General features: G+C 56.1%; 14 protein-coding genes. 8 read left to right on the top strand and 6 right to left on the bottom strand.

Translation table 11 applies throughout. The annotated features are described in order from the left end of the window. Nucleotides 1-66: 66 nt before the first annotated feature. The 3 genes from CGZ80_RS20585 (at nt 67) to CGZ80_RS20575 (ending at nt 4,675) form a co-directional block, all read left to right on the top strand. Entirely contained in the window at nt 67-330 is a 264-nt protein-coding gene (locus CGZ80_RS20585; protein ID WP_094417571.1) for a hypothetical protein, read from the top strand. 125 nt (nt 331-455) lie between these two features. Beyond that, nucleotides 456-4,355, top strand: a complete 3,900-nt coding sequence (locus CGZ80_RS20580) for an FtsK/SpoIIIE domain-containing protein (protein WP_094417570.1) — start codon at nt 456-458, stop codon at nt 4,353-4,355. Further along, nucleotides 4,352-4,675 carry a histidine triad nucleotide-binding protein gene (locus tag CGZ80_RS20575; protein WP_094417569.1) on the top strand — a complete coding sequence of 108 codons (324 nt, stop codon included), beginning with the start codon at nt 4,352-4,354 and terminating at the stop codon, nt 4,673-4,675. Before CGZ80_RS20580 ends, CGZ80_RS20575 begins: the two co-directional genes overlap by 4 nt. A gap of 22 nt (nt 4,676-4,697) precedes the next feature. On the opposite strand, the gene CGZ80_RS20570 is transcribed toward CGZ80_RS20575, so the two are convergent. The 3 genes from CGZ80_RS20570 to radC all read right to left on the bottom strand — a co-directional run bounded on the left by CGZ80_RS20570 (nt 4,698) and on the right by radC (nt 8,960). Beyond that, the gene (locus CGZ80_RS20570; protein WP_409994560.1) at nt 4,698-6,095 is read right to left on the bottom strand and encodes a DUF1501 domain-containing protein; all 1,398 of its coding nucleotides are present in this window, start codon (nt 6,093-6,095) and stop codon (nt 4,698-4,700) included. Nucleotides 6,096-6,113: 18 nt separating this feature from the next. After that, the gene (locus tag CGZ80_RS20565; RefSeq protein ID WP_233148552.1) at nt 6,114-7,865 is read right to left on the bottom strand and encodes an alkaline phosphatase; all 1,752 of its coding nucleotides are present in this window, start codon (nt 7,863-7,865) and stop codon (nt 6,114-6,116) included. A 141-nt stretch (nt 7,866-8,006) separates the two neighbouring features. Continuing rightward, on the bottom strand, nt 8,007-8,960 hold the full coding sequence (radC, locus tag CGZ80_RS20560) for a RadC family protein (protein ID WP_094417603.1): 954 nt from the start codon (nt 8,958-8,960) through the stop codon (nt 8,007-8,009). A gap of 444 nt (nt 8,961-9,404) precedes the next feature. Between radC and CGZ80_RS20555 the strand changes: the two genes are divergently transcribed. Then, nucleotides 9,405-9,767, top strand: coding sequence for a hypothetical protein (locus CGZ80_RS20555; RefSeq protein WP_094417567.1), 363 nt, complete (start codon nt 9,405-9,407; stop codon nt 9,765-9,767). A 96-nt stretch (nt 9,768-9,863) separates the two neighbouring features. On the opposite strand, the gene CGZ80_RS20550 is transcribed toward CGZ80_RS20555, so the two are convergent. The 3 genes from CGZ80_RS20550 to CGZ80_RS20540 all read right to left on the bottom strand — a co-directional run bounded on the left by CGZ80_RS20550 (nt 9,864) and on the right by CGZ80_RS20540 (nt 15,316). Further along, nucleotides 9,864-10,787 carry a DUF2059 domain-containing protein gene (locus CGZ80_RS20550; RefSeq protein WP_143544056.1) on the bottom strand — a complete coding sequence of 308 codons (924 nt, stop codon included), beginning with the start codon at nt 10,785-10,787 and terminating at the stop codon, nt 9,864-9,866. A gap of 87 nt (nt 10,788-10,874) precedes the next feature. Next, on the bottom strand, nt 10,875-12,776 hold the full coding sequence (locus tag CGZ80_RS20545; protein ID WP_094417565.1) for a type IIA DNA topoisomerase subunit B: 1,902 nt from the start codon (nt 12,774-12,776) through the stop codon (nt 10,875-10,877). Between the two features lie 104 nt (nt 12,777-12,880). After that, on the bottom strand, nt 12,881-15,316 hold the full coding sequence (locus tag CGZ80_RS20540; RefSeq protein WP_094417564.1) for a DNA topoisomerase (ATP-hydrolyzing) subunit A: 2,436 nt from the start codon (nt 15,314-15,316) through the stop codon (nt 12,881-12,883). 405 nt (nt 15,317-15,721) lie between these two features. Between CGZ80_RS20540 and CGZ80_RS20535 the strand changes: the two genes are divergently transcribed. The 4 genes from CGZ80_RS20535 to CGZ80_RS20520 all read left to right on the top strand — a co-directional run bounded on the left by CGZ80_RS20535 (nt 15,722) and on the right by CGZ80_RS20520 (nt 18,083). After that, a complete protein-coding gene (locus CGZ80_RS20535) occupies nt 15,722-16,312 on the top strand; it encodes a hypothetical protein (RefSeq protein WP_094417563.1) in 591 nt (196 codons plus the stop codon). A 50-nt stretch (nt 16,313-16,362) separates the two neighbouring features. After that, complete coding sequence (locus CGZ80_RS20530) at nt 16,363-16,737, top strand: hypothetical protein (RefSeq protein WP_094417562.1); 375 nt, start codon at nt 16,363-16,365, stop codon at nt 16,735-16,737. Nucleotides 16,738-16,833: 96 nt separating this feature from the next. Then, nucleotides 16,834-17,817, top strand: a complete 984-nt coding sequence (locus CGZ80_RS20525) for a hypothetical protein (protein ID WP_094417561.1) — start codon at nt 16,834-16,836, stop codon at nt 17,815-17,817. Beyond that, nucleotides 17,814-18,083 carry a WXG100 family type VII secretion target gene (locus tag CGZ80_RS20520; RefSeq protein WP_094417560.1) on the top strand — a complete coding sequence of 90 codons (270 nt, stop codon included), beginning with the start codon at nt 17,814-17,816 and terminating at the stop codon, nt 18,081-18,083. The genes CGZ80_RS20525 and CGZ80_RS20520 overlap by 4 nt, the downstream gene beginning before the upstream one ends. Nucleotides 18,084-18,312: the final 229 nt, after the last annotated feature.

Raw genomic sequence — 18,312 nt, 5'->3', positions numbered from 1 at the left:
CTTCCGGTGGGAGGCCCCACGCCCACCGGGTGTTACTTCGTCTCTTAAGTCATTCGAGGAGTTCCAATGCTCGAGCCATTGAATCTTGCCCCGCTGACGGATGCACAAAATCGCTTCCGACGCGACTTCAATGACTTCGCCCGACTCTGGCAGGAGACGAAAGAGGTCTGGAAAGATGACCGGGCACGTCAGTTCGAACAAGAAGACCTGTCAGCGATCGCCCCCAGCTTGAGCCGTTTTACGGCCAGCTTAGCGGAATTCACCGAAAACCTCCGCAAGGCCCAGGTCGCGATCAGCGACACCGAGACAGGGTCTCGCGAGGTATACTGAATGTAGCGACACCGGCCTGGAGAGGCCGTAAAAATGTAGACGCAATGTGACGTCGACAAATCCGGCATGGACCTTGTCGGGTACCTTTTCTTGTCGCGTCTCATCTCGTCTTTCGGTACACCGCTATGAAAGATTCGTCCGTCTCTCCAGCAGGACTACTTTCGCCCACTCGGCAACGAGTGTTGCTGGATGCTCTGATCGCTCGCTTCAAAACCTGCCACGCCGAGCGATTGAACTTAGTTCATCAACATGCGTCACAGCGTGAAGAAGAAGAGGTCCAACTGGTCGCCGAGCGGAACGGGGTTACCGCCGACTGCCGGCGAGATCGCTACACGACATTCTCGCAATGGGACGCGGCCGAAGAAAAAGTCTTTGCCGCCTATGAAAGCGAAACGCTGCGGCTGCGGAATGAAATCAATCGCTTGGCATCACTCTATCGTCGCAAGAAAAGCCAAGGCGTTGAGACGATCGAAAACAAAGTCGACGCCCGGCGCAGCGCCGTCCAACACCAATACGAATCGCACAAGCACGAACCAGGCGAGCTAAGCAAACGCGAAATCGAAAAGATCAACCACTCGATGGTCGCGATCGGCAAGGACATGCAGTGGACTTGTGAATTGACGGTTCGCCGATTGGACGGCCTCCCCAATGTCCCGCCAGCAGAAGCCCCCGAGGACGTGATCGAGTATGAACGGCCAACTTCGATTCGGCACACCGTCGAAGTCATCGGTGATTTGACAAAGCGTGCTCATGATTCGGTGATTGACCTTCAAACGGGAGCGTCGGTTCGGATTGTTGATTCGTTCTACTTACCCGCCGGTGTCGCAACGGCCGTCGTGATCTGGATCACCGCAGTTGTCCTGATGCGCCCCGAATCATTCTGGACGGTCATGCTGGCCGGTGTCGCTGTCGCCGGCGTTCTCGGAATTAGCTTGTTCGCAGCTCTCTTGATTCCGCTAAGACGCAAAACACGACGAACCTATCCCCGGATTTACCGCACGGTGCGGGCGGCCGAAGAAGCCGCTGAGATCGGCAAAAAGATTTCGGTCGAACAGGCCCGTCTGTCAAGCGAAGAACTGATCGCCCGCCGTGACGAACACCTGCGACAAGCGGAACAGTGGCGCAAAGAACAGCTTGAACACCTGAACCAAACCCTGATGGCCGAAGAACAGGCCGCCCGCGATCGCTTGACCGAACAACTCGGCCAGTTGGAGACCGGCTTTCAAAATGGCTATGACTCGCTGAATGCGGAGATGAACCAAAAAGCCGAATCGGTTGCCGCGTCAATCACATCGCGACTGTCACAGACAGACCAACGATTGCATCAACGTCGCGAAGACAACGCCCAGCGACGACACGATGAATTGCAACACGTAACGGATCGAATGCGTGAAGGTGTTCGGGTAGGTCTGAATCGGATTTCATCACTCAGTGACAATGCTTCGAAACGATTTCCGTCTTGGGAACAAGTCGCGAATGAAGTTCAAACGTCCGAGCCAAACTTAAACTATGTCCCCGTCGGCGAGTTAGCCGTTGGCGATTTGCTCTATCAAACTATTTCAGTACAGAAAGCAACTGACTCCGGCGGCGCGATCGATTCGATGTTCAATCCGGCTGAAATTCCGGATTCGCTCTGCATCGCACTGCATCGACGTTTGCATAGCGGGTTATTGATTCGAGCCGCGTCAGGGCAAATGAATCAGGCGATCGAACTGATCCAAGCGGTCCTGTGGCGTATGCTGACCGGCACATCCGGTGGCCGCACACGAACAACGTTGATCGATCCAGTCGGACGTGGGCAAAGCTTTACTTCGTTTATGTCACTGACCGATCATGACCCGGCCTTAGTAGGGCATCGGGTATGGACGACCGAAAATCAAATCGAATCGCGTTTGGGCGAAGTCGCCCAGCACGCCGAAGACGTCTTGCAATCCAGTTTGCGTGATCGCTTCGAACGGGTCGAAGACTACAACGTGTTGGCCGGCTCGATGGCCGAACCCTATCACGCGGTGGCTGCCGTCGGTTTGCCGGAAGGCTTAACCCGTGGTGCTTACAAACACCTCAAAGCCTTGATCGAATCAGGCATCCGCTGCGGCGTGTTTGTGTTGATGGCCTGTGACGAGTCGACGCCTTGGCCAAGTGATTTGCCTCGACCTTCGGACGCACGATTAATCGAACTGTCGATCGATGCGGCGGGGAACTGGAGCCTGAATCAAGAGGGGCTGGAGAAGCTGGAATTTCAACCGACCGCGAACCTGCCTGCCGAATACCGTGGCAAAGTCGTGGAGACGGTCGGAACCGCCGCCACGATGGCCGCGCGTGTTGAAGTTCCGCTCGAAAGCATGCTGCCCACCGTCGGCGGCAGCGACAGTTCCGATCACGGCCTCGAAATCACGATCGGTAGCCAAGGCGGACACCGAAGCCTGGCACTCGATCTTGGCGAAGGCGTCAAACAACACGTCTTGATCGCCGGTAAAACGGGATCGGGTAAAAGTACGTTGCTGCACGCATTGATCACCAGCGGGGCCTATCACTACACGCCCGATCAACTGCAGTACTACCTATTGGACTTTAAAAAGGGCGTCGAGTTCAAAGCTTACGCGGATTGTCAATTGCCGCACGCCCGCGTGATCGGCATCGAAAGCGAACGGGAATTCGGACGCAGTGTGCTGCAGCGTTTGGATGAAGAACTGCAACAACGCGGTGAACAGTTTCGCGCACACTCCACGCAAGAGCTTTCCGAGTATCGTCGTGTCAGCGGCCAGTCGATGCCCCGGATCATGTTGGTGGTCGACGAATTCCAAGAGCTGTTCATTCGCGATGATAAAGTCGCCGCCGAATGTGCGATGCTGCTCGATCGCTTGGTCCGCCAAGGGCGTTCATTCGGGATTCATGTCGTGCTGAGCAGTCAATCGCTCGCCGGGGCGTACTCGCTACCACGTGCGACGCTTGGCCAGATGGCGGTGCGCATCGCGATGCAGTGCAGCGAATCCGACGCGGCGTTAATTCTGTCGGATGACAACACCGCCGCCCGATTGATCTCGCGACCTGGTGAAGCGATCTACAACGACGCCGGTGGCTTGATCGAAGGCAACCAGCCTTTCCAAGTCGCTTGGTTGGGATCCGAAAAACTGCACGAGTTGCTGCACACGATTTCCGAGCGTGATGCGTCCTTCACCGATCAATTGCCCCCCGCCGTCGTCTTCGAAGGCAATCGCCCCAGTCGTTGGACGCCGGCGCTCGCCAACGCCGCGATTGACCATGACGCAACGGCTCGTGAAGAGTTGCATGGACTGCTAGGAGAAGCCGTCGAGATCGGACCGCCTGTCGCGTTGCAACTGAGCCGCAACGCGGGCCGAAATGTCATGATGATCCCGCCTGCGGACGCCCGCCCAGGATTGATCGCGTCAGTGGTCTCGGGATTCGCAAAAACGTACTCCGATTTGGAAGTCGTTTATTTCAACGGCAATCGCCCCACCGAATCCCAATCGATGCACGAATGGCTGAGCGAAGCCGGGATCAATGTAAAAGAAGTCAAACCACGTGACGCAACCGAAGAAATCACACGGTTGGTTGACGTGATCAAAGAACGCGGCGACGAAGCCGTCGGTGTTCCACCGATTGTTGTCGTGATCGACCCGCTCGATCGCTTCCGCGACTTTCGTCATGACGATGCCTTCAGTTTTTCGCTCGACGCGGGTAGCGGCCCGATGTCTGGCGGCCAAGCGTTTCGCGAATTGCTCAAAGACGGCCCGCCAGCGCACGTCTATACGTTATTGGTCTGTGGCAGCGCCGAAATCGTCAGCCGCTGGTTGCCACGGCAGTCTCAACACGATGTCGAACTGCGTCTGCTCGGACGTTTGAACGCTTCCGATTCGTCACTGCTGATCGATTCACCGATTGCCAGTGAACTGTCAACGGCGACGATGCTGTTGTACGATGAGCCGGCCGGGAAAATCAGCAAGTTCCGGCAATTGGATGTGCCAGATGACTCGGACGTAAAACGGTGGATTGAAAATTCATGAGCTCGATCTTCAAGAAAATCATCGACAAGGAAATCCCGGCAGACATTGTCTACGAAGACGAGCAATGCTTGGCTTTCCGTGACATCGCCCCCAAGGCGCCAGTCCACGTGTTGGTGATACCAAAGAGGGAGATCGTTTCACTGGCTCATCTTTCCGAAGACGATGCCCCGTTGGTTGGACACTGTATGGTCGTGCTCAGCAAAATTGCTGCCGACGAAGGATTGGCCGCAGGCTACAAAGTTGCGATCAACTGCGGCGAAGCGGGCGGACAGGAGGTTCCTCACCTGCATTACCACCTGATGGGTACACCAGCCAAATAAGTTGTCATCCGCTTAAACGAAGTTACGCCAGGACTTCGTCGACGACACGACCGTGTACGTCGGTCAAGCGGAAGTCACGCCCGGCGTAGCGATATGTCAGACGCTTGTGATCGATGCCCATGAGGTGCAGCATCGTCGCGTGGAGGTCGTGCACATGAACACGGTTTTCGACCGATTGAAACCCGATGTCGTCCGTTTTGCCGACCGTCTGTCCGCCTTTGACGCCGCCGCCTGCCATCCAGACCGTAAAGCCCCAGTGGTTGTGATCGCGGCCATTCATTTTGCCTTGGTTGGCACCGTCGCGAGGCATTTCAACGACGGGAGTGCGGCCGAATTCGCCGCCCCAGATCACCAGCGTTTCTTCAAACAGGCCAAGCCGTTTCAAATCATCGAGCAGAGCCGCGATTGGACGGTCAACTTGTCCGGCTAAGTTGCGGTGGCCCGTTTCTAAGTCGTCGTGGTTGTCCCAGGGCTGCCCTGCACCAGTGTAAAGCTGCACGTATCGCACGCCACGTTCAACCAATCGCCTGGCGATCAGCGTTTGCCGACCAAAATCGTGCTCGCCGTATGCTTCGCGGATCGATTGTGGCTCGCGAGTCGTGTCAAACGCGTCAGCCGCTTCGCTTTGCATTCGATAGGCGAGTTCAAACGAGTCCAGACGTGATTCCAAAGCTGCGTCGTGCGGACGACTTGCGGCATGTCGCCGGTTCAGGTCGGCTAAAAAATCAAGCTGGTCGCGTTGGTCAGGCTTGGCGACCAGTTCGCTGCGGATATTTTCGAGCAATCGATCGATTTGCCGGTGGCTAGAATCGACATAGGTTGCCTGATATTTGCCCGGCAAAAACGCATTCTGCCAATTCTGTGACTCCTTGATCGGATAGCCACCTGGGCACATTGTTACGAATGACGGCAGGTTGTCGTTTTCGCTGCCCAGTCCATATGACAGCCAAGAACCGACACTGGGACGAACCAATCGTGACTCTCCCGTGTTCATCAACATCAGCGACGGTTCGTGATTCGGCACATCGGCGTGCATCGAATGAATCAGGCAGATGTCATCGATATGCTTGGCCGTGTTTTCGAACAGTTCGCTGACATGGATTCCCGATTCGCCATACGGCTTGAACTTGAACGGCGAGCCGAGTACGACGCCGGTCGGCCGCTCGGTTTTCAGATTGCCGTTGGGAGCTGTCTTTCCCGCAAAGCGATTGAGTTCGGGTTTGTAGTCGAACGTGTCAACGTGACTGGGGCCGCCATTCATGAACAAGTGAATGACGTACTTTGCCTTCCCCGGATGATGCAACGCGCCGCTAAGCACGCCGTCGCTGGCTTGTGCAGAGTCTCGGACCAAGAGATCCGCTAGCGCCATCGCGCCGAGTCCAAAACCACAACGCGACAGGCACTCTCGACGATTAATCATCATCCGTTCCTTGAAGGGTTATTTCGCTTTTCCCGCATCCGCGATCGCTTGAGGATCATCGATCACGAGGTAGTGACCATGGTCGGCGGTGACGATGACCAACGTTTTTTCCCAATCGCCTTTTTTGTCGACCCAGTCCATGATACGCGTGAACGCCGCATCACCGCTTAAAACAGCGCCGATACTGTTGTCCAAATTGTTGGAGTGGTTGGCCCAGTCAACATCGCCAGCTTCGACCAACAACCAAAATCCTTGGTCAGCTTTTTCGAGCACGGTCAATGCGGCTTCGGCCATATCACCGACGTTTGGATTCTCGTCAATGTCGGCTTCGGAGTACTCTTCGGCCTTGCTTACATCAACTGTCGGATCGAAGTTTCCATCAGCGGTTGCAAACGGCAGATGGCCTTTGCCGACGCCAAAGTAACCGAGTAGACGCTCACCGTTTTCGGCAGCCTGTTCGGCGGCCGTCATCAAGCCTTCACGTCCATTTTGACCTGCGGTTCGCTGCACGACGCGGTATCGTCCGCCGTTTTCCAAATCCGAGGACTTGATGTCTTCTTCGTGGAAGTACTTGTTGCCTTGAGCGTAGTTCTGGCCCTGGGAACTGTCCTTGTCGTCAGACTCGCCCCACCCACTTCCGATCAGCACATCGACGCCCGGCAATGCTTCGTCGCGGTGAGACGCCGATGGCAAACCGACCAAGTCGCGGCTGATGTCTTGATAGTCTTTTCGAGAGACGTTGTTGGCGTAGGCTGCGGCTGGAGTCGCGTGGCTGACGGGGACACTGGTCACGACGCCGACTTTGAACCCTTTGTCGCGTTGCAACTCGCGTGCGATCGGTGCAACCTGTGTTCCGTCGACTGCGTAGTTGATCGACGCGTTGTAGGTCTTGATCCCGCTAAACAAACTGGTTGCCGATGACGCCGAATCCGTCACGGTATGCGGAACGTTACGATCTTTGCCAATCAGGTAGTCGCTATTGTCGCGTTCATCCCAAGGGGTGCGTCCGGCGAGTTGGATGTTGTAACCGCGTTTGGACCCTTCGCTGACCGAGCGAACCATTTGGGCATCGACGTCAGTCTTCGCGCCACTTGCCGCCGCACTCGTAACGACCAAGCCAAAGTCTGTTGTGACGCGTCGGTCATCTTGGAAGTGAAGGCCGGTGCCGCGGCCGGACTCGTACTTGATTTCGCCGGTGTTATAGATCGCAGCGGCGCGAGTCGTTTGCCAATCCATGCCGTCAAACACCATCACGATGATGTTCGTATAACCCGCATCGACGGCCGCCTTTTGCAGACGGTAAACATCGGTTTGGTCGTAGTACGTTGCTTGCGGATTGACGACGCCGTCGCCCAATTCGCCAGCCATCGCTTCCAATCGCGCCTGATCATGATAGGCGCTGCCTTCTTCACGCCATTTATCCAGCGTCATGCCGAATGTGTAGACAGGAATCAAACGGTTGCTGTGATTGGTCCAGGTACTGAACTTGGTCGGATCGGTGCCCCAGTGACCGTATACAGGCTTGCCTGTTTCGACGGACTGCGTTTGCATTTCACGCATCGTCGGGACGTGCTCGACATCGGCATCGTTTTCATCTGCGTGAACACGCCCACTCGCGAGCCCACACCCCAAAATGGCGGCTGCGCTGATGCGAACCAACTTTCCAGCCAACGACTGCCGCTTTTCCCGACTCGCAATAGTTGAGGCCGCGTGTGAATGTTGCCCTGACTCGACGGCAACCACATTTAGATCACAAGATGTTTGATTCATGAGGCGGGAAAGGTGGGATGGCTCGCGTTAATCAATTGGAGGGGCCAAAGTCGACTTTGGCACGACACGCTTTAACGAACGGCATGTTTCAGCAAAGCGCGCTTCAACATAGTCGCCACGAGCAATTGGGCCGAGTGGGTTTCAACGTGATTCTCGGATACTAATCGAACCTTCCGACGCCACCACAATGTGATCCAGTACGGTAATACCAATCAGTTTACCCGCCTCGGTTAACCGATTGGTGACCTGATGATCCTCGCGACTCGGTGTCGCATCCCCTGACGGGTGGTTATGTACCAGGATGACGGCAGCCGCAGAATCACGAATCGCCAATCGGAACACTTCGCGCGGATGCACCAAACTCGCATCGAGCGTCCCACGTGTCACTAGGTGCGTGTTGATTGGCAGATGCTTTGTACTCAGTGTCACGATGTGGAATTCCTCTTGGACGCTGTTGCGTGCCAAGTTGTCAAACGCTTCCTCGCAATACGCTATCGCAGCAGTCGTGCTGGTGATCGGCGTGTTTTCGCGGCGATGCCGACGTTCTTGTGCGGCGACCCGGCGCCCCAGTTCTATCCCAGCCATAATCGCGGCGTAGCTGGTGACCGTGACTGCAGGGCTGACGTTGCGTAAGTCATCTTTGCTGGTCAAACGTAGCTCTGCCAAGTTCTTGTCAAATGCGCGGGAAAGCCGACGCCCCGCCTCGATCGCCGATTCCCCTTTGATCCCGACCCGAATCAAAATCGCCAGCAACTCTGCGTCCCGGAGTTGCTCGGCACCGACCGCAAGCAAACGCTCGCGAGGCCGCTCATGCTCGGGCTGTGCGGTGACTTGGTTCCCGCTGACTTGACGCTCGATCCAATGCGACGGATCAACACGAATCTGCGCGTTTCGCCACGCAAACGTTTCGTTCTCATCGCTCTGGTAGCGATCCAGAATTCCTTCACGGACCAGGTCCTTCAGCGTCGCGCTGACGAACCCCGCGGTCAAATCAGGACAGCACTCACGCACCTGTTCCTTCGAAAACGCACTGATCGGTGCCAAACTCTTGAACAGCTGTCGAAGTTTCTCACGACGCTTGTCAGCCGCGCCCATGGATTCATTTCCGCTACGTGCGTTGTGGCCGCTTCCATGCAAGTCACTCTAGCCCTCCCCCGGGCTGGTGCAATCGTACTCGATCCAACCCTCCTCGTGGGGGCACAAGAGCCGGGAGCGACCACCCGCAAATTACACGTTCTACACCCCGGATTCGGCGGGTAAGGAAAGCAGTCGATCAACGCAGAAATCCGCCAGCAAAGTCTCATTTCGAACAGCCGCGCACTCACATTGACAACACCTATCGTTTCTGTGTATTGGTCCTCGAGTGGGGTTTTTGCCGTGTTTCACGTGTGTTTCCGGGTTTGGCACTCTTATGGTCCGCCTGATGCTTTTATTCAGGGAACGAGCCGGGCGGCTAACCATGGCTGCCCTCAACACCTCAACCATTCATGCAATTCGCGGCCGAACGCCGCTCACCTTTTGACCTCTACGGACAGAAAGATGTTTCGAAAACTGACTATGATCGTGGCCCCGCTCATCGCTATCGGTGCACTCACACTGGCTGACACCCCGGCTGCGAACGCACAGGGTTTCTCGCTCCGGATCGGAAACTACGGAAGCTCGTTTGGTGCTCACTACGGTGGCTTCTCGTCACGCAGCTTCGGCTATGGGGTTCCGACCTATCGAGGTTACAGCAGCTACCGCAGCTATTCACCTTCCTACGGCTACACCAGTCGATATCGGAACTATCACCCCAGTCGGCCACACATCGACTACTATCCGACGCAAGTCTACCGACACGGAAATCACTACGACGTCGTGCCGGGACACTATCACCGTCATCACGGCGGACACCATCACTGAAGTCCGGCACGTCCGAATCGATAACGTTCAAGTCGCCGCTAGCTCGGCGACTTGGACACCGTAAAGTGGCGTCGTTTTGTTTGCTAAGGGATCGAATCAGTTCGCTCGGACCAACGGATCGCGATAGCCCAGAGGCATTTCAGGAATCTTGATCGGGATGCGGTCATCTTCATTCAATGGCCACTCAGAATGTCCGATCGTCTCATCGACCGTCCGACTTTTTAGGACAGTTGGTGTCGCTTCTTCAACAATCGTGAACAGCGCGAGCGACCCTGGTTGGCTTGAGATCTCAACGATCAGTCGTCCTTTAGAAAACCAAATGCCTTCGTCGTCAAAGGTCCAATACTCTTTCGCCTGATGGTCGACACTTCGTGCGACGGTTGTCCATTTGCCCGATCGTTGCCGTTCATTCCAACCGACGTAACCCTCGCCGGTTTCATCTCGGTCGTCTGCATGCCAGCGTCCGAGCAGATTCTTCGTGTCCACGGAATTTTCCTTCATCGCGTCGATCACAAACTTCTGATCCGCGGGTTCCATCGAAGAAAGTTTTTCTCGCAATTGCCCCTCGGCAACCTTGGAAAGTTTTGCTCGCAGCATTCCGTGTTGGACAAGCTGCGAAAGTGTTTGCTCTAACGCTGGGGTTTGGGCGAGCATCTTTTGTCCGGCAGAGGACTGATAAAACGTCGCGATCGTCTGAAGCTCTTCGAACGTAAACCGTTCGAGCAGCCGTTTCTTCACGACGTCACGAGCCAAAGTCCACTCAAACTGGTCGTTGAAACGGACACGGATCTGTTCAAGTGGAATCAGGCCGGCCGAGATCGTTGGACTCGTTTCAACTGTTGCGACTTGATCAAGGTTACTTTCAAATCCACTGCGCCACACCTTGGTGATTTTGTTCGCAAGCTCTGTCGCAATTGCATCAGCCGATCGGTCGTCTGAACGCTGGGCTTGCAACGCCGTTGGGAACGCATGAAAGAACGCAACGAAAGCGAGCAAGTTTGATAGGTAGAATTGGCGCATCGTTTCAAGTGGTTGGTCGAAGCGTTGTGGCGTCCGTCGAAACCGGCGCCGTATCACTTAGCCATCTTACTTGAAGCCGACAAAAGTCTAGACATCGACTTCGGCGTCGCCGGCACGATCCATGATGAAGCGGAATCGGGCGGAAGCGTCGCGGCCCATCAAGTCGCTGATTACACGGTCGGTTTCTAATTGGTCGTCCACTTCGACGCGCAAGAGCTGACGATTGGCTGGGTCCAAGGTTGTTTCCCAAAGAACCTTGGGCATCATTTCTCCCAGACCTTTAAAGCGGGTAATCTCCGGTTTCGCACGACCGCTGTACTCCGTCAGGATCTTCGCGCGGTGCGCGTCGTCTTTTGCCCAGTAGGTTTCTTTGCCCAAGTCGATTCGGTACAGCGGCGGAACGGCGATAAACAATCGCCCGTCCGAAATTAATTGTGGCATGTGGCGATAGAAGAACGTCAACAACAACGTGGTGATGTGATGACCGTCGGAGTCCGCATCGGCGAGCAAGATGATGCGTCCGTATCGTAGCTGCGTGAGATCGATCTTCGGTCCGATACCACAACCCAGCGAAGCAACGACGTCTTGGATTTCGCGATTGTCGAGGATCTTTTTCAGCGTCGCGCTCTCGGTGTTCAGCACCTTACCACGCAGCGGCAAAATCGCTTGGTAGTTCCGGTCGCGGCATTGCTTGGCTGTTCCGCCTGCCGAGTCGCCTTCCACGATGATCAGCTCGGATTCCATTTTGCCACCGGAGACACAATCACTGAGTTTTCCGGGCAGCATCGTCCGTTTCGATCCGCCCTTTCGGGAAACCGCTTCGGACGCGGCGCGCGAAGCCGCTCGAGCCCGCGCGGCAGCAATGATCCGAGCGATGATCGAATCCGCGATCGAACGGTTGCTGTTCATCCACTGTTCGATCTCGCCACGCACCGCAGATTCGACAGCACTGTGTGTTTCGGTATTGTTCAGCCGGTCCTTCGTTTGACCTTGGAACTGTGGATCGCTGATAAAGACGGACACGATTGCGACCATGCCCTCGCGAATATCTTCGTGGGTGATCTTGACCCCGCGTGGAGTCAGATTGTGCGTGTCGATGTAGTTCCGTACGGCCTTGTTCAAGCCACCGCGATAACCGTTTTCGTGGGTACCGCCGCTGCCGGTGGGAATCCCGTTGACATAGCTGCGAACGTGCTCGTCGGTCGACTCGGTCCACTGCATTGCGACTTCCAAACGGATGTCGTCGTCGACCGCATGTGTGAAGGGTGCTTCGTGAATCGGTCGGGCTTTCCGTTCCTTTAATACCGCCGCCAAGTAATCGACGATGCCTTTTTCGTGCAGGAACGTTTCCTTTTTGCCGTCGACTTGGTTGTCAAAGACGACCTTCAATCCGCGGTGCAGAAAGCTTGCGGTTTCTAAACGGTGGCGGATCGTTTCGGCATCAAACGTTGTTTTCGGAAAGATCTGTGGGTCAGGCGAAAAGGTGATCTCGGTCCCGGTCCCACGAACGGCGCCTTTCAATTTTTGCAGCCGCCCTTTCAGGACTCCACGCTCGAATTCCATCTTGTACTGGGCGCCATCACGTTTGACGACCGCCGTCAACGACTTGCTGAGCGCGTTGACGACCGAAGCTCCGACGCCGTGTAGACCACCGGCGGTTTTGTAGTTTTGCCCTTCGAACTTGCCACCGGCGTGAAGCACGGTCAGCACCATTTCCAAAGCTGGCTTTTTGGTTTTGGGGTGCTTGTCGACCGGGATCCCACGACCGTTATCGCCGACCGATACCGACTGGCCGTCTTTATGCAACGTCACCACGATTTCACTGGCGTGGCCATTCATGGCTTCGTCGACAGAGTTGTCGACGATTTCCCAAATCAAGTGATGCAGGCCGGCGCTACTGACCCCGCCGATATACATCCCGGGTCGCTTACGAACGGGTTCGAGTCCTTCGAGAGCGACGATGGCTTCGGCGTTGTATTTCTTTGCCATTGATGAAGTAGGTTGCGGTTGAGTTATTCTGGATTAGTTGTCGGGAGAATCGATGTCACAGGCCCGCGTGACAGGTCGCTATCACAGCGAGGGCCGCAGACGCATCACGATTCCTCGAAAGGTTCCGGCGCGGCCGGTGGCGGTGCAATGATCTTGGCGATCTTGCCGTTCTTTTGAATTTCGACGCCGCGCCCGCCACGGCTGGTCACGCGGTATTTGGCTGTGCTAATTGTCTTTTTGGCACCGCGGTTGGTTTCCACTGTCAGCAGATCACGATCACCGCTGCTGGCCTTGAATCCCAGCAACTGGTCGTCCTTGCCCAAGCGAATCAACATCACGCCTTTGCCAGCACCGGACAGATAGTTCACTTCCACGCTTTCACAAACGATCGCCCGGCAATTCGTCGAAACGGCCAGCAACACTTCGCTGCCACCGATCGCCAACACATCGATCACCGAGGCGTCTGTGGCAACGCGTGCGTAGCGGCGACCGCTTCGGGTCGACGGCTCTGCAAACGCGGCCAGCCCGAACCGCATCGCATAACCGTTGGTGGTCGCCGCGATCGCGTGGACTTCGGGGTAGTAATCGGGGTGCTTGGGATCCTCTTGAATGCTGCCCGCAAGCGTTCGTGAATCGAATGACATGACAGCGATGATGCGTTCGCCGTCTTTCATTTTGAACAGCTTTTGGATTGGCTCGCCAAAGCCCGTCGAGGCGGGGACGTCGATAAACCGCGTGGTGTAGCAGACGCCAAGTGACGAGAAAAACCCGAGCGTCGATCGTGTGTCGCCAGCCACAACGGCCAGGACTTCGTCGCCCTGACGCAGACGGCTTTTGGAGGGATCGTTGATTTGTTTTTGACGCTTGACCCAGCCATCGCGAGTGACCAGCACGTGGCAGTCTTCGGCGACGATGAAGTCTTCTTCGCTGTATTCCAGTTCGCTTTCGTTGGAATCGATCGCGGTCAAACGTCGAGACCACTTGTCGCCAACGTAGGTCGTCACGAGCGATTCGATTTCTTCGCGAACGATCGCCCAACGTCCAGACGAATTCGTGTCTTGGGTGTCTTCTTTCAGCAGCTTGCGAATCTGACGAGCCCGTTTGTTCTTGTCTTTCAACTCGTCCATGATCAAGTTGATTTCCAAGCGAGCGAGCCGATACAGTTTCAGCTCCAAAATCGCATCGGTCTGGTCTTCGTCCAGGCCGCCTTGGTCGGCTGGAAAACGTTTCATGATCTTTGCGGCCGCGTCAGCCTTGCCGTCGCTGTTGCGGATGATCTTGATGATTTCGTCGAGCGCATCGAAGATCAGCGCGAAGCCTTCGAGGATATGCAGCCGTCGTTCCAGGGCGGCGAGCTCGTTTTCTAGTCGTCGTGTGACGATCTCCAAGCGGAACTTCAAGAAGTACCACAGCATTTCCTTCAGCGACAACCGTTCCGGCGTCCCAAGCTCAGGATTCTCCGTCGGAATCAGGCACGTCATGTTGACGTTGAAGTTCTTTTGCAAGTCGGTGTGCTTGTACAAAAACGCGAGCACTTTGGATTCATCCGCGTCTTTCTTTAAGTACACGTCGATGCGGATCTCATCCGTCGACAGGTCGCGAACTTCGGTCACCAACGGCAGCTTGCCATCGAACACCAGTTCGCTCATCCGTTCGACCAACAACGCCTTGTTGACGCTGTAGGGAATCGAATCGATCTGCAGAATCTTTTGTGCTTTGGTAGACGCTTCGCCTTCCTTCGCCGTCCCACGCAGCTTGATCGTGCCCTGACCGTTTTGGTAGATCTCACGAAGTTCTTCTTTCGTGTTGATGATCTGCCCGCCGGTCGGAAAGTCCGGTGCCTGAATCGCGTCGTTGGCGACCAGTTGGTAATCCTTGATCTCGGGATCACGCAGCAGTTTCAAAAGTGCGGCAACGATCTCTTTCAAGTTGTGCGGGGGGATGTTGGTTGCCATCCCGACAGCGATGCCGGTCGTCCCGTTGAGCAGCAGGTTCGGCAAACGGCTGGGCAGCACGACGGGTTCTTCACGGGTGCCGTCATAGTTCGCTTTGAACGGCACTGTGCGGGTCGACAGGTCCGCCAACACCTCGCCCGCGATCGGCGTCATACGACATTCGGTGTAACGCATCGCCGCCGCGTTGTCGCCGTCCACACTGCCGAAGTTGCCGCTGCCGTCGATCAGTGGCATTCGCATCGAAAACGGCTGGGCCATCCGCACCAACGCTTCGTAGATCGAGCTGTCACCGTGGGGGTGGTAGTTACCCATCACGTCCCCGACGACTTTCGCACACTTGCGATGCTTGGCGGTCGAGTTCAGCCCCTGTTGATGCATCGTGTACAGCGTTCGTCGCTGTACCGGTTTCAACCCGTCACGAACATCGGGCAGCGCGCGGCTGGTGATGACCGAAAGCGAATAGTTCAGGTAGCGTTCTTGTGCCGCTTGACGGAGCGGGATCGCTTGCAAGATCGATTCATCAACCGATTCGAAAAGCGACTTACCGTTCTTTCCTGTCTGGTTTCGGGTACGTCGTTTTGCCACGAGTTAGGGGTCCTTTGCACTCTCGAAAAGTCGTCTGTCGGTGGTTCACCAGCCTTGCGTGATCGACCAAGTTACGGCAGCAGCATTAGTTTTTCTAGATAGGCGACGGCGGCAAAGTTTTCCGGTTAGGCCGAATAGGCGGGTGGAAACGCGTCTGGCGATCGCTTCGGTGGTGCTCGATACAGCGGTCGCCCGACTTCAAAAGCGGCGACTGTGGGACACCCCCTAATTCGACCGACAAGGATTGCTGTGTGGGTCTAGATTGCCAGCAAGTTTGTCAGGCGGACACCGCTCGCACCAAGGCCAGCGTCAATGAGGTGACGCGGGAGTCAGGCTTGAGGCGCGTTTGCCTCGTTACCAAGAACGGAATCTTTGGCTGAAACAACGGTTCGGAGGAACCACCGGATGAAACTGCAATTCAAACAATACATTGTCGCCTCCGTCGCTCTGGCCGCCGGGCTGTCACTGGCGACGATCACTTCGACCAGCCACGCCGACGAAGCATTCATCGTGAAAGCAGAAGTGGTCAGTGACACGGTTGCTGCTCCCGCTGTCGCCCCGACCAACTATGTCGGCGACATCGTTTATGAAGGCGAAGCTGTCGGCAGCTGCCCGGCATGCGAAAACGGAACCTGCGCCGACGGATCCTGCCTCAGCAAACTTGGGCTGGGACGACGCAACCAGGAAATCGGTTGCCAACCGCGCCAATACGACCGTCCGGATCTGTTTTACAACTTTTACTCGCAAGGCAACTGCAACGCGGCAAACGCCCAAATGTACGTTTCTCCGTTGCCAGTGCCACAATTCGTCGGAAACACGTACTTCACGTACCAACCGTTTTATCCGCACGAAATGATGTACAAGCACAAAGACCGTTATCACAACTTTTATGACAACGGCCGTGGCTTGAACCGTACGAAAGTCAAATACAGCTACCCGCCCGTTCGCACCGCCATCGAAAACGTCTACTGGAACAAGCTGCGTTTGCCACGCTAACCCAGTTCGCCATCGATCGATCAAAGACTTTTAACCCACAGAATAGAAAGATGCGAAAACTACTGCTTCTTCTGGCCTGCGTCGCGACGTTCTCCGTGGCGACCAGCGACGATGCTTCGGCCGTCGGACGCAAATCAATGACCCAGCGTTGGTCGCATAACTTTGCCATGGACCGTCCTTGGCACGGCGGATACTACCAACAGAACTACAACCAACCGTTGGCCGTTGTCGTTCCGCCGACCGCTCACATGCGTACCAACTACGCCTGGGGCGTCAGCCAAAACACGATGTATCCGATCCATCACCAATTCGGACGCAGCGCACCAGGCATCGGCGCGGCACCCGCGGGGCAGCTCCGACCCACACCAGCGTGGCCCAGCCACACGGATCAATTCGGGTACTATTACATCCGTGCCCCCTGGTGATTTGCCCTTACCGATTTGCATCCAGCGGAAAGAGCGTTCAAACTGGGTTGCAGCGGTTCGTCCGCTGCAACCTTTTCTTTTAAATCTGCGGCAGCCATGAACGAGTCCAATTCTCAATTCCGCTCTGTCGATCCGATGACCGACACGTCTGGCCGTTCTCCGTTAGCAAGCGAGCCAATGCCCCGTGAATCCAAAGGGCAAACTCGGGAGTCTTCCGCGTCGACGGGAAACCAAACTGGCAATCCCGACCTCAGCCCACTCGAAGGCGGACGCTGGCGACCGGTCACGCCCGACGAACTTCTGCGACGCCCGTCGACGACCGAAGACTTTGGCAGCGAAGCTTCGCAGGAACAAAAACAAAAAGTCCAACTGGAACGTCGGCAAGAACTCGAACACAAACTCAAAGCCAATCCGACCGACCTGGACGGCTTTTTAGAACTTGCGGCGATCTATCGCGACGAACAACGTCCGATCGAAGCCAAGCGATTACTGCAACAAGCCAAGCAGATTTTTCCTGACGACGAACAGGTGACTTGGCAGCTCGAAGAAGCGATCTTGGCCCGCTCGCTGCAACAGCTCCGCGAAGTCACGGATCTGGCGGATCGTATCAACTCGGTCGAAGCCGACCGGGAACTCGAACGCAGCCGCAGCGACTGGGCTCACCGCCGCATGGATGTCTGTCGCGCGCGGCTGGAACGCGACCCGTCGCAAGTCAGCTACCGACTTGTCATGGCAGAGGCAAAGTTCGATGCCGAACTATTCGAAGAGTCGTACAAGGACGCAGGGCGGTTGACCGAACTGGACGAGTACTCGCCGGCAGCACATTTCCTTCGCGCAAAGTGCCTGCTCGCGATGGGCAAAGACCTGCCCGCGATGAAGGAACTTCGTGCGGTCGCTCTCCGACGGGCCGTGGTCGCACCAAAGCCGCTTCGCCGCACCAGTCTAATGCTGCTCATAGAACTCTCTGAAAAACTGGCCCTCTCGTTAACCGGCCAGCATTACCGCAAACAACTGCAACAGCTCGATCACGCGATCGCCGCCGAAAAACAAGCCGCCGCAAGTCAAAAGGAATCCTCATGAGTCAAGCTGTTGTCGATCCCGAACAACTTCGTCAATTCGCATCGCACTTGCATCGATTTGTCGAAGAGCTGAAAGAGCGTTCCACCGCGCTCGGAACCCAAATGAATCAACTCGAACAAACGTGGCGCGACGAGCAACAGCGCAAGTTTGCCGGCGAGTTCAGCGAACAAATGCGTCAGATGTCAAGGTTGGTGAAAACCACCGAGCAACACATCCCCTACCTGCTCCGCAAAGCCGAACAAATCGACGCCTACCTAGGCCGCTAGTTCTCGTTCTCGTTACAAGGCTCCGCCTACCGCAGCCTGAATTCGTTGCGCTGGTCAGGCGGGAGCCTGAAAGACATAGCGTGACGAGGCAGGAACCCCGTCACGAGTCACTCGTTACAAGGCTCCGCCTTGTGACGGACTGAATCGCAGGCTCTGCCTGCCGCAACCTGAATTCAGGCTGCGGTAGGCGGAGCCTTGTAACGAGAACGAGAACTAGCGGCCTAGGTAG

The sequence above is a fragment of the Rhodopirellula sp. MGV genome (genome assembly GCF_002251265.1).
GTDB classification, from domain to species: Bacteria; Planctomycetota; Planctomycetia; order Pirellulales; family Pirellulaceae; genus Stieleria; species Stieleria baltica_A.
This window is presented reverse-complemented; position numbering and strand designations above follow the sequence as displayed.

Bases quoted from the DNA above. Each gene is read 5' to 3' on its own strand.
- CGZ80_RS20585 (WP_094417571.1), top strand. From the start codon at position 67: ATGCTCGAGCCATTGAATCTTGCCCCGCTGACGGATGCACAAAATCGC.
- CGZ80_RS20580 (WP_094417570.1), top strand. From the start codon at position 456: ATGAAAGATTCGTCCGTCTCTCCAGCAGGACTACTTTCGCCCACTCGG.
- CGZ80_RS20575 (WP_094417569.1), top strand. From the start codon at position 4,352: ATGAGCTCGATCTTCAAGAAAATCATCGACAAGGAAATCCCGGCAGAC.
- CGZ80_RS20570 (WP_409994560.1), bottom strand. From the start codon at position 6,095: ATGATTAATCGTCGAGAGTGCCTGTCGCGTTGTGGTTTTGGACTCGGC.
- CGZ80_RS20565 (WP_233148552.1), bottom strand. From the start codon at position 7,865: ATGAATCAAACATCTTGTGATCTAAATGTGGTTGCCGTCGAGTCAGGG.
- radC (WP_094417603.1), bottom strand. From the start codon at position 8,960: ATGGGCGCGGCTGACAAGCGTCGTGAGAAACTTCGACAGCTGTTCAAG.
- CGZ80_RS20555 (WP_094417567.1), top strand. From the start codon at position 9,405: ATGTTTCGAAAACTGACTATGATCGTGGCCCCGCTCATCGCTATCGGT.
- CGZ80_RS20550 (WP_143544056.1), bottom strand. From the start codon at position 10,787: ATGCGCCAATTCTACCTATCAAACTTGCTCGCTTTCGTTGCGTTCTTT.
- CGZ80_RS20545 (WP_094417565.1), bottom strand. From the start codon at position 12,776: ATGGCAAAGAAATACAACGCCGAAGCCATCGTCGCTCTCGAAGGACTC.
- CGZ80_RS20535 (WP_094417563.1), top strand. From the start codon at position 15,722: ATGAAACTGCAATTCAAACAATACATTGTCGCCTCCGTCGCTCTGGCC.
- CGZ80_RS20530 (WP_094417562.1), top strand. From the start codon at position 16,363: ATGCGAAAACTACTGCTTCTTCTGGCCTGCGTCGCGACGTTCTCCGTG.
- CGZ80_RS20525 (WP_094417561.1), top strand. From the start codon at position 16,834: ATGAACGAGTCCAATTCTCAATTCCGCTCTGTCGATCCGATGACCGAC.
- CGZ80_RS20520 (WP_094417560.1), top strand. From the start codon at position 17,814: ATGAGTCAAGCTGTTGTCGATCCCGAACAACTTCGTCAATTCGCATCG.